This window comes from Emticicia soli (assembly GCF_037860775.1).
GTDB classification, from domain to species: Bacteria; Bacteroidota; Bacteroidia; order Cytophagales; family Spirosomataceae; genus Emticicia; species Emticicia soli.
Genome location: NZ_JBBEWC010000003.1, coordinates 1 through 14,724 on the forward strand (window position 1 = coordinate 1; position 14,724 = coordinate 14,724).

General features: G+C 40.0%; 14 protein-coding genes. 1 reads left to right on the forward strand and 13 read right to left on the reverse strand.

Going from position 1 to position 14,724, the window contains the following annotated elements; translation table 11 throughout:
* Positions 1-73: 73 nt before the first annotated feature.
* The 12 genes from WAE64_RS03570 to WAE64_RS03625 all read right to left on the reverse strand — a co-directional run bounded on the left by WAE64_RS03570 (position 74) and on the right by WAE64_RS03625 (position 12,997).
* Positions 74-1,510, reverse strand: coding sequence for a TolC family protein (locus tag WAE64_RS03570; RefSeq protein WP_340234690.1), 1,437 nt, complete (start codon positions 1,508-1,510; stop codon positions 74-76).
* 3 nt (positions 1,511-1,513) lie between these two features.
* On the reverse strand, positions 1,514-4,672 hold the full coding sequence (locus WAE64_RS03575; RefSeq protein WP_340234692.1) for an efflux RND transporter permease subunit: 3,159 nt from the start codon (positions 4,670-4,672) through the stop codon (positions 1,514-1,516).
* A gap of 12 nt (positions 4,673-4,684) precedes the next feature.
* Complete coding sequence (locus WAE64_RS03580; RefSeq protein WP_340234694.1) at positions 4,685-5,770, reverse strand: efflux RND transporter periplasmic adaptor subunit; 1,086 nt, start codon at positions 5,768-5,770, stop codon at positions 4,685-4,687.
* Positions 5,771-5,979: 209 nt separating this feature from the next.
* Positions 5,980-6,384, reverse strand: a complete 405-nt coding sequence (locus WAE64_RS03585) for a hypothetical protein (RefSeq protein WP_340234696.1) — start codon at positions 6,382-6,384, stop codon at positions 5,980-5,982.
* A 198-nt stretch (positions 6,385-6,582) separates the two neighbouring features.
* Entirely contained in the window at positions 6,583-7,926 is a 1,344-nt protein-coding gene (gene accC / locus WAE64_RS03590; RefSeq protein WP_340234698.1) for an acetyl-CoA carboxylase biotin carboxylase subunit, read from the reverse strand.
* A gap of 97 nt (positions 7,927-8,023) precedes the next feature.
* Positions 8,024-8,500, reverse strand: coding sequence for an acetyl-CoA carboxylase biotin carboxyl carrier protein (accB, locus tag WAE64_RS03595; RefSeq protein WP_340234700.1), 477 nt, complete (start codon positions 8,498-8,500; stop codon positions 8,024-8,026).
* 197 nt (positions 8,501-8,697) lie between these two features.
* Positions 8,698-9,267, reverse strand: a complete 570-nt coding sequence (efp, locus tag WAE64_RS03600) for an elongation factor P (protein WP_340234702.1) — start codon at positions 9,265-9,267, stop codon at positions 8,698-8,700.
* 44 nt (positions 9,268-9,311) lie between these two features.
* Positions 9,312-9,980: a hypothetical protein gene (locus WAE64_RS03605; protein WP_340234704.1), complete on the reverse strand. Its 669-nt coding sequence runs from the start codon at positions 9,978-9,980 to the stop codon at positions 9,312-9,314.
* 39 nt (positions 9,981-10,019) lie between these two features.
* Complete coding sequence (locus WAE64_RS03610; protein WP_340234706.1) at positions 10,020-11,006, reverse strand: beta-ketoacyl-ACP synthase III; 987 nt, start codon at positions 11,004-11,006, stop codon at positions 10,020-10,022.
* Between the two features lie 144 nt (positions 11,007-11,150).
* Positions 11,151-12,095: a phosphate acyltransferase PlsX gene (gene plsX / locus WAE64_RS03615; protein ID WP_340234708.1), complete on the reverse strand. Its 945-nt coding sequence runs from the start codon at positions 12,093-12,095 to the stop codon at positions 11,151-11,153.
* A gap of 91 nt (positions 12,096-12,186) precedes the next feature.
* Positions 12,187-12,378 carry a 50S ribosomal protein L32 gene (gene rpmF / locus WAE64_RS03620; protein WP_101726835.1) on the reverse strand — a complete coding sequence of 64 codons (192 nt, stop codon included), beginning with the start codon at positions 12,376-12,378 and terminating at the stop codon, positions 12,187-12,189.
* 64 nt (positions 12,379-12,442) lie between these two features.
* Complete coding sequence (locus tag WAE64_RS03625; RefSeq protein WP_340234722.1) at positions 12,443-12,997, reverse strand: YceD family protein; 555 nt, start codon at positions 12,995-12,997, stop codon at positions 12,443-12,445.
* 62 nt (positions 12,998-13,059) lie between these two features.
* Between WAE64_RS03625 and WAE64_RS03630 the strand changes: the two genes are divergently transcribed.
* The gene (locus tag WAE64_RS03630) at positions 13,060-13,698 is read left to right on the forward strand and encodes a phosphatase PAP2 family protein (RefSeq protein ID WP_340234724.1); all 639 of its coding nucleotides are present in this window, start codon (positions 13,060-13,062) and stop codon (positions 13,696-13,698) included.
* Positions 13,699-13,742: 44 nt separating this feature from the next.
* Here the strand turns inward: WAE64_RS03630 and rsgA are convergent, their stop codons facing one another.
* Entirely contained in the window at positions 13,743-14,651 is a 909-nt protein-coding gene (gene rsgA, locus WAE64_RS03635; protein WP_340235283.1) for a ribosome small subunit-dependent GTPase A, read from the reverse strand.
* Positions 14,652-14,724 lie beyond the last annotated feature (73 nt).

The following is a 14,724-nucleotide window of genomic DNA, read 5'->3' on the forward strand; positions in this document are numbered from 1 at the left end:
GAGTCTTGGTAAACCCATTTTACAAATCTTTTGGCTCTTATCAAACTTTTGACATATACTCAGGGTCAGCATATTACTTCCAACCACCACCAAGTGCTCGATAGGTATTTACCAAAGCATTCATTTGTTTCATTCGGGTTTCTACAAGCTCTATTCTTGAATCTAATACATCACGTTGGGTCAGCAATACTTCCATATAGTCGGCACGGGCTGATGTAAATAATTTAAGCGATATATCGTTCGATTTTGTCAGTGCTTCAACCTGTTTGCTTTTCATTGCATAGTTTTTTTCCAGATTATCAATGTTCGATAACTGATTAGTAACCTCAATGTAAGCATTCAGAATGGTGCGCTCATAATCATAAACGGCTTGTATCTGTTTGGCGCTGGCATTTTTGTAAGTAGCCGTAATAGCTCTTTTGTTTACTAATGGGCCAATCATATCTCCTGCCAAGGAAGAAACCAAAGCTGCTGGAATATTTGCCAGAAGCAAAGGGTTAAAAGCTCTGATACCCACAAAAGCAGATAAGCCCAAAGACGGATAAAAATTTGCTCTGGCTACGCTTATATCTAGCTTAGCAGCCTCTAGCTTTAATTCAGCCTGACGTACATCGGGGCGATTTTCTAACAATTGAGACGGAAGCCCTGCAAGAATTTTATTAGGTACCAGGCTGTGAAATTGTTGAGAATCTCTCTGAACTCTTTGTGGAAATCTACCAACCAGAAAATTAATACGGTTTTCGGTTTCAACAATTTTCTGCTGAATTTCGTATTGAAGGCTTTGCGCTTTAAATACCTCAGCTTCAAATCTACGTACAGCTAGCTCAGTTACCTTTGCAGCTTCTTTTTCTTGTTTAATGATAGACAAGGCACTATTCAGAATCCCGATATTCTTCTGCACTATTTCTAACTGATTATCGAGTGCCATTAATTCATAATAAGAATTGGCTATTTCAGATACAATGTTCGTGACCAGAAAATTCTTCCCTTCAATACTAGCCAGATAGTTCATTACTGCTACTTTTCGGGCATTGCGCAATTTATGCCAGATGTCAACTTCCCAACTGGCCGAAGCACCAAAATATACATCGGGTAAAATCTCAGGTGTTCGTTTGCCGGGTTTTATTTCTGACATATCGTCGCTGGCGCCTTTGCTGGTGTATCTTGATACTTTCTCTACGCCTGCACCACCACCCAAGCGCACAAAAGGCAGGTATTCTCCTTCTCTGGCTTTGATTTCATTTTGTGAAATCTCAATTTCCTGTAAGGTAATATTTAACTCCTGATTATTGCTTAAAGCCGTTTCGATAAGGCTAGCCAGATTCGGGTCGGTAAAATAATCTTTCCACTTGGTTTTAGCGGTATTAGTAGAATCCTGAGAGTTGTTGAAACTCTCAGGTGTATTTTTACTAGCGTTTTTCTCAACTACTTTAACCGGAACAACACAAGCCGAAAGACATGATGCCAGGAAAGCTACTCCTAAGCATTGATATATTATTCGTTTAGACATATACTAATGGATTTCTTCAGTTAATGGTTCAAAATCTTCGCCTTTTATTAACTTCCGGCCTTCTGCCAACTTAGCGAAAATGTAATACAAACCGGGTACTACAATTACCCCGAATATTGTTCCGAGAAGCATACCTCCTAAAGCAGAAGCCCCGATAGTACGGTTACCAATGGCACCCGGACCAGTAGCAAATACCAATGGTACTAAGCCTGCAACAAAAGCAAAAGAGGTCATTAAAATAGGGCGGAAACGCACTTTAGCTCCTTCGATGGCCGCTTCAAGGATTGTTGCTCCCTGCTGATTTTTCTGCACTGCAAATTCAACAATCAACACGGCGTTTTTCCCTAGCAAGCCCACAAGCATTACCAAACCTACCTGTGCATAAATATCATTTGCCAAACCCATTGATTTAAGCAACAAAAACGAACCGAATACCCCGGCAGGTAATGAAAGAATAACCGCCAAAGGAATAATGAAACTCTCGTATTGGGCAGCTAATACCATGTAAGCAAAGATTAATACAATAATGAAAATGAAAATGGCTTCATTTCCACGGGCAACTTCATCTTTTGATAAACCTGCCCAGTCTATATCAAACCCACGTGGAAGTGTTTTTTTAGCTACTTCTTTGATAATCTCAATGGCTTGTCCACTACTGTAACCTTTAGCAGGAGCCCCTCTGATGGCGGCTGTAGAGTACATATTATAGCGGTTGATTTCGTTTGGCCCTTGGGTTTTCTTGATTTTCATGAAGGCCGAGTACGGAACCATTTCGCCGTGGTCGTTTTTCACATAAAGATTTAATATATCTTCAGGTAATTTTCTGTATTCTGGCGAAGACTGCACAAATACTTTAAAGAAACGCCCGAAACGGATAAAGCCCAGCTCATAACTACTACCAATCAGAATAGAGAGGTTGTCCATGGCTTTACCAATCGAAACCCCCTTCTGCATAGCTACGGCATTATCAATTTCCAGCTCATATTGAGGATAGTTAGCACTAAAGAAAGTAAACAAACCAGTAAGTTCTTTGCGCTTGCCAAGTTCTTTCATAAACTCTTCGTTTACCTCTTCCAATTGTCGGTAGTCGCCTGAGTTGGTTTTATCTAACAATTGTAGTGAGAATCCACCAGCAGCACCATAACCTGGTACAGCCGGAGGGTCGAAGAATTCTATGACAGCACCCGGAATTTCATGGCTTTTTTCTTCTAACTCCATAATAATATCCTGCACATTATGCTTCCTTTCCGACCAGTCTTTTAGGTTAATCAAACAGGTTCCGGCATTTGAGCCACGACCTTCAGTAAGAACTTCATAACCTGCTAGTGCTGATACCGATTTTACACCTTCAACGTGCTCGCATATTTCTTGTAATTTAATTGCTACATCATTGGTTCTTTCTAGCGTTGAGCCCGGAGGTGTCTGAATAATGGCGTAAATCATACCTTGGTCTTCAGAAGGAATAAAGCCTGATGGTAGTATTTTGGTTATGCCAAATATACCTGCACAAAAACCTATGAGCATAGCAAACGTAACTACCCTGCGGTTAACAATGAGCCTCAGTAAACCTGCATATTTGCCTGTTACTTTTTCAAAACCTCTGTTAAAGGCATCAATGCCTTTGTTCAACCATGTTTTCTTCTTCGGATGCTCATGTGGATTCCTCAGAATCATGATACAAAGTACCGGTGTAAGTGTAAGCGCAACAAGCCCCGATAATACGATAGAGGTTGCCATTGTGATAGAGAATTGTCGGTAGAATACCCCCACAGGCCCGGTCATAAAGGCAACCGGAACAAACACCGCTGTCATTAATAAAGTAATAGCAATTACAGCACCGCTGATTTCATTCAATACTTTCTTAACGGCATTGTAGGGCGAGAGGTGTTCTTCTTCCATTTTGGCATGCACGGCTTCTACTACTACAATAGCGTTGTCGACCACGATACCAATAGCCAACACGAGTGCAAAGAGAGTAATAAGGTTAACCGTGAGGCCAAATAACTGCATAAATATAAACGCACCAACCAACGACACCGGAACCGCCAACGTCGGAATAAGTGTCGAGCGCCAATCGCCTAAGAAAATAAATACTACCAAGGCCACTAACACAAAGGCTTCAACTAAGGTGTGTAATACTTTTTCTATCGAGGCATCAAGGAAGTTAGATACGTCATAACTGATTTCGTAATCCATACCCGGAGGAAACGAACTCTCTTTTAATTGGTCGAGTTTTTCCTTTACTTCTTTAATTACATCGGTTGCATTACTACCATAAGTTTGTTTTAAGACAATAGCCGCCGACGGATAACCATTCAGATTGGAATAAATATCATAGTATTCACTTCCCAGCTTTATGTCGGCTACATCTTTCAGATGCACTATTTCACCATTTGAATTGGCTTTTACGATAACGTTTTCGTATTGCTCAGGTGTGCTGAACCGCCCCTGATAAGTAAGCACGTATTCGAGCGACTGCGAGCGCATACCATCACCCCGACCAATACGCCCGGGCGACCCAATCACACTTTGCTCGTTCAGTGCTTCCATTACATCTTCTGTGCCTATGTTGTAGGCACGCATTCTATCTGGTTTAAGCCATATACGCATAGCATATTGTCTACTACCAAGAATACTTGCTTGCCCTACACCATTGATACGCTGTAACTCTGGTATCATGTTAACCCCTGCAAAGTTGAACAAAAACTTCATGTCGGCGTTTTTGTCTTTGCTATAAAGGTTAACATACATAAGCATGTTAGGCATTTGTCGATTCACGATAACCCCTTCTCGTTGAACCAGAAGCGGGAGCCGGTTAAGCACCTGAGCAATCCGGTTATTTACGTTTACAACGGCCTGATCGGGGTCGGTGCCTAGGTTAAATACAATCTGTATGTTGGCTTCTCCGGCACTGGTGGCGTCAGAAGTCATATATTTCATGCCCGGTACACCATTGATGGCCTGTTCCATCGGAATCAGAACTGAGGTAACTAAAACGTGCGCACTAGCACCGGGGTATGATGCCCTAACGATTACCATCGGGGGCGATATTTCAGGGAATTGCGATTTAGGTAGGGTGTTTATTACTAAAGCACCCATGAAGACGATGGCCAGTGATAGTATGATAGCTAACACAGGCCTCTGTATGAATTTATTAAACATATTCTATTCGATTTATTCAGCGTAAACTTTTAAATGTGCCAATACTGACTCAGGTTTTTCGAAATGATAAGTTATCTTATCATTGTTGTGTACTTTTCGAATACCTTCAAGTAGTATTTTCTCATTTTCTGCCAGCCCTTCGCTGATAGCATATAAATCCTGCATCTCGGCCGCTATAGTTACTTGTCTTTGGTGTACTACATTTTTATCGTCTACAACAAATACATATTTTTTATCCAGAATTTCGAAAGTAGCTTTCTGAGGAATAATCAAGGCGTTTTTCAAAGGCTTATCAACAATGATATTGCCGGTTTCGCCATGTCTTAAGAGTCGGGCCGGATTCGGGAAAGTAGCCCTGAAAGCGATATTTCCAGTTTCGTTATTAAAGTCGGCTTCTATTGTTTCAACTATACCCGGAAACTGAAACATTTCGTGGTTAGCCATTCTAAGCTTTACTTTCAATGGTGCATTTGCCGCACTACCTGTTTTATAATTCAGGTATTCGGCCTCTGGCACATTAAAGTATATCCACATTTTGCTGTTGTCTGATAGAATCGTTAGCAAATCGCCTTCTGATAAAAGGCTACCTTCTCGAACATAGAAATGGTCCATGATACCATCAAAAGGTGCTCTTATTTCTGTAAAGCCAAGATGCACCTGTGCTACTTGCACTTCGGCTTTTGCTTTATCTAATTTTGCTTTAGCCAGAGCTAATTCATTGCGAGATACAATGTTGCTATCAGCCAACGACTTGGTGTTTTTGTATTCAAGCTCAGCATAATTGGCTTCTGCTTGTGCTTTTTGAAGCTCTGCCTGATATTGTACCGGAAGAATCTGGAACATTAATTGTCCCTTTTTAACGAGTTGCCCCTCATCTACATAGATTTTGCTTAGATAGCCACGCTCCAAAGCTCTTAGCTCGATGTGCTGAATTGAGCGAATCTGGCACACGTAGTCACTTGCAATAGTGGTGTCTCTCCTTATTGGGTTTGTAACCAGAAGTTTAACATCTTCTTTTTTTTCTTCTTTTTCTTCTGATTTACAGCCTGCGTTGTAGAGCAAAGCGCACAGGCTCGCAAGCATGATAATTTTCTTCATTTTCTTTAGAGTTAATAATACCTAAAACTTTAGAGTAGTGGATAAGGTATGCCAATACCAGACCCAAAGAGGCAGTTGCCTGTTAGCCGAATTTAATATTTGATTTGGATACGCCAGAAGTACTACCATAAACAGACTGATAGCTACTTGGTGAGTATTTGAGATTGAGGCAAAACAAAAATAAACACTGCCTCAAAAGGAGTGGGGTGTCATATTATATAGACACAGAATACAATAAATAACTTATTGTGAAAAAGCTTTAAAGAGTGATTATCAAAAAGTGAGGATTGAGAGGATTCAAAGTGGAGTCCTTTAAAAAAAAGAAGATGAGCGTTGTTGTTTTCTAAATATTTATTGTGCTTGTCGGTATCATCTTCTTCTTCTATTTCTGCTTCTCGCGAATCGAGTAAGGTATTTTCTTCATCAGATAAAGAATAAAAACAGGCAGTATTGTGGCGTTCTTGTTGGGTATATGTGCTTGTATGTTCTACTGCGCTAGTCCTTTCTAAAACAGAAACATAATTTGTGCTGTAGCTGTGCGCAAGTAATTGACCGCTGGCGCCCAGTAAGATAATCCACAGAAGTAGAAGATATTTTTTTAGTCGTTTTATCATTCTAATACAAATGTATTCGAGAACATCTATTAAAATAAAAAAAAAGTCTTAAAATGTGATTAAAATAATAGAACAAACTTTTTGTTTTTATCAATATGTGCTTTTAAAGGTATGAAAATGAGCACATTTAACTATTTTTTTGAAAAATAATATTATAACTTTTCCAATAAAAAAAGCCCTCGTTTTGAGGGCTTTTCATTATAAATCACTGAAATCGAAGGTTTCTAAGAATTTTGTCGTGAAATGACCTGATTTGAATTGCTCGTCTTCCATTAGTTTAATGTGGAAAGGAATAGTGGTTTTTACTCCTTCAATTACAAACTCTTGCAAGGCGCGTTTCATACGGGTAATCACTTCTTCTCTCGATTGCCCTGTTACAATTAATTTGGCAATCATAGAGTCGTAGTTTGGCGGAATAGTATAGCCTGCATACACGTGGCTATCAACCCTTACACCATGCCCACCCGGTAAGTGCAGATTAGTGATTCTACCTGGTGACGGACGGAAACCATTGCGTGGGTCTTCGGCGTTGATACGGCACTCCATTGCATATAGTTTCGGGAAATAGTTTTTGCCTGAAATAGGCACGCCCGCTGCTACTTTTATTTGCTCTTTTATAAGGTCAAAGTCAGTAACTTCTTCAGTAATAGGGTGCTCAACCTGAATACGGGTGTTCATTTCCATAAAGTAGAACTTTCCGTATTTGTCTACCAGAAACTCAATAGTACCTGCGCCTTCGTATCCGATGGCAGCAGCTCCTTTGATAGCCGCTTCACCCATTTTCTCACGCAATTCCTGCGTAACAATAGGAGATGGGGTTTCTTCAACCAATTTCTGGTGGCGGCGTTGAATAGAGCAGTCACGCTCTGATAAATGGCATACTTTGCCGTATTGGTCGCCTACTACCTGTATTTCAATATGACGAGGCTCTTCTACAAATTTTTCAAGGTATAAACCATCATTACCAAAAGCTGCGCCTGATTCCATCTTGGCATCATCCCATGCTTTTTCAAACTCGCTTTCGTCTTTAATGATACGCATACCACGGCCACCGCCGCCGGCTGTTGCCTTAACAATAACCGGATAGCCGATTTCTTTAGCTATTTTTTTGCCTTGTTCAACCGACTCTAACAAGCCTTCTGAACCCGGAATAACCGGTACGCCAGAGTTTTTCATGGTAGCTTTTGCCGTAGCTTTATCGCCCATGTAGTTGATTTGCTCGGCTGTTGCTCCAATAAATTTGATACCGTATTCGGCACAAATTCTTGAAAACTCGGCATTTTCTGATAAGAAACCATAACCCGGATGTATTGCATCGGCATTAGTGATTTCGGCAGCAGAAATAATATTTGGTATATTCAGATACGATTGCTTGCTTATAGCGGGCCCAATACAAACGGCCTCGTCAGCAAAACGTACATGTAAACTATCGCGGTCGGCAGTTGAATAAACAGCCACCGTTTTTATGCCCATCTCACGACAAGTTCTGATGATTCGAAGGGCAATTTCGCCACGGTTGGCTATGAGTATTTTCTTGAACATATAGTTTCAATTAGGTATTATAAGCGTTTCGGCTATTGAATCAAATAACAATTTTCTGTAAAAATTGTTATGAATTGCATTTGGTCAATAATGCTTCTTAAGGTTCTACCAAGAACAACGGTTGGTCGAACTCAACAGGTGTAGCATTCTCAACTAATACTTTCACGATTTTTCCAGAAATTTCTGATTCAATTTCATTGAAGAGTTTCATTGCTTCAATAATACAAACTACTTTGCCTGGTGCAATTTCATCGCCTACCTCTACAAACGACGCCTTATCCGGGCCTGCAGAACGATAGAATGTACCAATCATCGGAGACTTAATAGTGATAAGATTGCTTGCAGCAGGTTGGGCAGCAGGAGTAGCAGGTTGCGCCGCAGGAGCTACAGCCGCAGGAGCCGGAGCAGCAACCGGAGCCTGAGCAACCGGAGCTGGTGCTTGTTGAACCGCTACAGGTGCTACATTTGAATATCGTTTAATGGCTAGTTTTAACTCCGAGGTTTCGATATTAACTTCATCTAATCCTGATTGAGCAATAAAGTCTATCAGTTTTTGAATGTCTTTTGTTTCCATGAAAGGTAAAAATTTGTCGTTTGTAATTGAGTATTTATTTGGTTTCGGGCTTATTAAGCTACAAAATTAACGCATAAAGACGACACCCACAAAGAAACCGGGAACGGATACGCTTGACTTGAGAATTAAAAAACTCTTAAATCAATTTATTTCACTCCATATTTCTGCACAAATGCGATGTCGTCTTTACTAATATTTTATTTCTCTTTTACTCTTGAATCGTACTCATAAGAAGTCGTGTTTACACGAATCAACTCGTCGTTTTCAATAAAAAGAGGCACTTTTATAGTTGCTCCGGTTTCAACAGTAGCTGGTTTCGAAGGGCTGTTTGCAGTATCGCCTCTTACACCTGGCTCTGTATAAGTTACTCTTAATTCAACATAAGCAGGTAACTCTACGCTCAGAATCGTTTCTGTTTCGGCGTGTACCAAAATATCCACTTGTTGGCCTTCTTTCATTAAATCAGCCTGCGGAACCAGTTTATCTTCTATGTTTACCTGTTCGAATGTTTCGGTTTCCATAAAGTTGAAACCTGTTTCGTCTTTATAAAGAAACTGATATTGTCTTTTTTCTATTCTGGCAGTAGTAACTGTTACGCCAGAGTTAAAAGTATTATCTATAACTCTGCCTGTACGTAGGTTTCTGAGTTTTGTTCTAACAAAAGCCGGGCCTTTACCAGGTTTTACGTGTTGAAACTCTACGATAGAATAAAGGTCATTATTCCAATCTAAACAAAGGCCGTTTCTAAAATCTGCTGTTGTTGCCATTACTAATTAGTATTAACTAAAATAAAGCTTAATTATCAAATATATTATTTCTCAAAATTAAAGATTATGCTCACAAAAGGCATAATCGGCGCATCGTACTTAAAGCGACCGAAGTCAACATCCTTATTGTTTCTACGATAGCGTGCATTATACTGTGTAAACAAAAAGCTTATGCCAACTTTCACGGTTAGTTCTTCCTGAGGCCTGAAGCCAACATACACTTCGTTGTTGGTGAGGCCACGGCCACCAAAAGCCAGATTGAGGCGTGGTGGAGTAAAGCTTAGTGAATCTAAACGCTGTGTTGTTGTATTATTTACAGTAAGCGAATCTCTTTTTCCGCCAAAAGCAAAACCAATTAAATCAATGTTTGCACCTATTAACACTTTTTTGCTTTTAAATTCGACGATAAGCGGAATATTGATTGCATTTATGTTTGCTCTCGGATGCGGAATCACGCTCACACCTTTATTTTGCGACGTTGCACCTGTATAGGATTTATCTTTAGCAAAGAAAGTAGTTAATCTGAAACCTGTTCCGATAGCAAAATTACTCTTTTTGCCCATTACCAGAGTCTGGCTATACATAAACGATGGCACCGAGGTTTTTTTATCAAACCCATAACCTAACGAATAATGTTCAATTACACGCATTTGCTGTGCAAATGAGGTATTGAGCCCAAATAGAGTTAATGCTAAAATCAGTAATTTTTTCATTTTACTGCGTTGTATAGATAATGTTTTATGTTTACTTTTTTAGTAGGCCCACTTAATATAAGCCGACCCCCACGTGAAACCACCACCAAAAGCAGCCAGAATCAGGTTGTCACCTTTTTTTAGCTGTTTTTCGTAGTCGAACAAACAAAGAGGGATAGTTCCGGCAGTGGTATTGCCGTAGTTCTGAATATTAAGCATTACTTTTTCGTCGCCAATGCCCATACGGCGAGCCGTAGCATCAATAATACGTTTATTGGCCTGGTGCGGTACCAACCACGAAATGTCGTCACCGCTAAGGCTATTACGTTCCATGATTTCAGCCGATATATCAGCCATATTGGTTACTGCAAATTTGAATACAGATGGTCCTTCCTGATGAATATAGTGTAGGCGTTGGTCAACTGTTTCATGCGATGCAGGGAAGCGGCTTCCGCCACCTTTCATGATTAAGTGGTTTTCTCCTGTTCCGTCTGAACGCAACAGAAAATCCATCAATCCGTTTTCTTCGGTAGTAGGTTCTAGCATTACTGCACCTGCACCATCACCAAACAATACACAAGTGGTGCGGTCGGTATAATCAATAATGGCCGACATCTTATCTGCGCCAATAACAATTACTTTTTTGTATCTGCCTGATTCAATAAACTGCGAACCGGTAGATAAAGCATATAAAAAGCCAGAACAAGCAGCCAGAATATCGAAGCTGCCAATAGACGGAATACCGCATTGGGTACATACCAGATTGGCTGTTGAGGGAAACATGTAGTCGGGGGTTACCGTCGCACATATTACTAAATCTACTTCTTCGGGCTGTGTGTTTGTTTTTTTAAGGAGACCCTTTACGGCTTCAGCTGCCATGTGAGATGTAGCAAGACCTTCTCCTCGTTGAATATGGCGTTGTTTGATACCTGTTCGGGTGGTTATCCACTCATCACTGGTTTCCACGATTTTAGATAAGTCGTCGTTTGTCAAAATATCTTCAGGCACGTAGCCATGAACACCTGTGATAGCTGCTCTGAGTTTCATTTTACAATTTTTTCCAACCCCTTAAACAGATAGGAGAAATTAAGTTTTCTTTTCTATTACTGGGGTTAGTTTATCAGTAAGAAAAGTATTGATTATTAACAAAAATAAGCCCGTAATGTTGTTTTGAGGCTTTACATTACAGGCTTATCTATTTTCGTATGCTTCTACAATTTGTTCTGTTACCTTTGATTCAACCTGGCGTTTTGCCAAGAAAATCATGTTTTTGATGGCTTCAGGACTAGATATGCCATGCGCAACAATTACGTTGCCTTTGATACCGATAATCGGGCTACCGCCGCCTACTTCGTAGTTCATGCGGTCAATCAAAGGGTCTTGTATACCTTGCTCTGCAGCATATTCATACAGCGATTCACCCATTTTAAAAATTACGTTTCCTGTAAACCCTTCTGTAACAATTACGTCGGCTTTGCCATCAAACAAATCACGACCTTCAACGTTACCGATAAAGTTTATTTTCTTGTTGATTTTTAACAACTGGTAAGCTGCCTGTGCAACAGTTGAGCCTTTTTGTTCTTCTTCGCCAATGTTAAGCAAAGCTACTTTCGGGCGTTCAATGCCAAACGAAAACTTGGCGTAAAGCGAGCCTAACTCGGCAAACTCGGCCAATACCTCTGGTTTACAGTCGGCATTTGCGCCTATGTCGAGCATAAGGCTGTATCCGCCATTTTTTAAAGGGAAAAAACCGGCAATGGGTGGGCGTTGAATATTGCCTACGGTTTTAAGCGTAAACAACGAGCCAACCATCATAGCACCTGTGTTTCCGGCACTACAAAAGGCATCTACTTGCTTTTCTTTTAAAAGTTTAAACCCAACTCCAATGCTGGAATTGGGTTTTTGAGAAAATGCCCTAGTAGGATGCTCACTCATCTCGATAATGTCATCTGCATTAACCATTTCAATAGCATGGGCAGGATATTTTAACGTTCGTAAAATATCTAACATTACTCCCTGCTTACCCACCAATACAATTTTTGTACCTTCAGGCAAATGGTTAGCAGCTAATACGGCACCTTCGACAATGGCTTTGGGAGCATAATCGCCTCCCATAGCATCAACGGCAATTTTCATACAAGGAATGGCTTTAGTGAATAAATATGGTCTTGTTTCTGAGTACTTAACTTACACAAGAGCAAATCAGAACCAAGTATTTACTTGAGTATTAAGCTTTTTCGTAGCTTTCAACCACTAATTTACCTTTGTAATACAAATTTCCTTCGAATACGTGCGCGCGGTGACGTAGGTGAATCTCACCTGTTGTTGCATCTACCGACAATGCTTTTGTTGACAAAGCATCGTGCGTTCTACGTTTATCTCTTCTTGTTGTCGAATGTCTTCGTTTTGGATGTGCCATCTTTAAATCTAATTTAACTAATACCTACTTCCCGGTATTAATATTTTTTGTACTTATGTTTGTCTTAATTTTGTCCGTCTTTTAAGTTCTTCAGCGATAGTAGAGCTGCCCAACGTGGGTCTATAACCTCATTCTCTTTTTCTTCTTCTACTGTGTCTTCGTCTGTCGAGTATATAAACTTATCATCTTCTTCCTGCTCTTCTTCATTTCTGAATCGTGGGTGGAGCTTCTTCATCGGAAGCGAAACCGCGATAAAGTCATAAATGTGTTGAGCGAGATTAATAGTTGCGGTATTTTGTGGAATCATCTCTATTTCGTCGGTGATTTCTTCATGTCGGTCACCAAACTTATAGATATATCTTTCTTTTACATGAATAGGTTCATCGAAGGGTTCCAGGCTTCGGTCACAAGTTAATCCTATTACGCCTTCAATGTCAAAAAACAATTGCAATAGTGCCGAGTTTTTGTCAAGAATTACTTCAGCCTTAAACTGGCCGCTTGTAATAATATCTTGTTCAAAAAACTCAAAAAATTCATTACCTCCTTCAAATTCATAAGTATAACGCTTATTTTCGAGGCCCTGAATGTGAATGTCATATTTTGATACTACCTTGCTCACGTTTTTACAGAAAGGTTGCAAATTTACTGCTAATTTTGGAATTAAGAAAGTTTTTAGAGAAAATGCTTAAAATTCTTACAAATCACCGAATATTTTTTAGTTTATTCTTTTTATGGTTCATCATTCTGGCTTGTTTACAGATAGCTTTTACACCAACCGAAATGATGTTTTGGGTAAACGAGCACAATAATCCGATTCTTGATACTGCTTTTGGTTTAATTACCCTCCTCGGCGAAGATGGTATCTGGTTGGTGCCGCTACTGGTTTATTTGTACCAATACTTTAAGCAGCGGAAAGATGTGAAAAACAAAGCAATAATGCTCATAATTATTTGGATTACCAAAGGAATTATATCTATTGCCCTGAAAAATCTTTTTAACCTGCCCCGACCAATGGAAGTTTATGAGTTGTCAGGCAGGTTTATTCATGTTATTAAAGGGCTTGAAATACACCACTGGCAGAGCTTTCCGTCGGGGCATACATTTACTGCTTTTGCTTTTGCCTGTTTTTTTATGTTGGTAGCCCGCAACAATGCGCTTGGTTTTTTATGGTTGGGGCTGGCTATGCTGGTGGGGTACTCAAGAGTATATTTATTTCAACATTTCCCGAGAGATGTTTTCACCGGAAGCATACTAGGCGTGGCAGTGGTGCTTGGGGTTGTGCTATTTAGTAAGGGTAAAAAATGGGAAGTTGCTTTCTGAAAATAAAGCATTGAAAAAGAAAAAAATTGTATAAAGCTAACAGCCTACTTTCTGTTGTCTTCTCCCAAGGCCATGCTCAGGTAACTTGCGTAACGGCTTTCAGCAATGGTGCCTTCTACTACGGCTTCTTTTACGGCACATTTGGGCTCATCTATGTGCATGCAGTTATGAAAGCGGCATTCGCCTAGCAATTCTCTCATTTCGGGGAAATAATGGCTAATTTCTTCTTTTTCGATGTCGGCTAACCCTAGTTCTTTGATACCTGGTGAATCGATAATGAAAGTGCCGGTAGAGATTTCAAACATTTCGGCAAATGTAGTGGTGTGTACACCTTTATTGGCGAAAGTAGAGATTTCGGAAGTAGGCAAATCTAAATCAGGTGCAATGGTATTCACTAAAGTTGATTTGCCAACGCCTGAATGCCCTGCTATTAGAGACACTTTCCCTTCAAGTATTTCTTTAAAGGCTGCTACGCCTATGTTGTTGGTAGCCGATGTGAACAAACAGCGGTAACCCATGCTTTCGTATAGGTCGGCAAGTTCTTCCTGATATGCTACTTGCTCTTCGGTAAGTACATCTAATTTATTAAATACCAGAACGGTTGGGATTCGGAACGATTCGGCTGAAACTAAAAAACGGTCGATAAACCCAAGCGAGGTTCTCGGAAAAGTAAGTGTTACAATTAATACGGCTTGGTCTATATTCGATGCTAATAAGTGTCCATGCGCTGTTTTATGCACCGATTTTCTGATAATATAGTTGTCTCGGGGCAGAATATCATAGATAATGCCCGTGTTTTCGGTCTCATTTTCTATGTCATACGCTACTTTGTCGCCTACGGCAATAGGGTTGGTTACCTTTAAATCTTTGATTTTAAATTTCCCCTTTAAACGACACTGCAAAATGCTCCCTTCGGTAGTACGAACCTCATACCACGAGCCTGTAGAACGCATAACTAAGCCGATTGTCTGACTCAAAATTTATTGATTTTTAGTGAATTTAATGTTTTCTTAAAAATTTAAGATT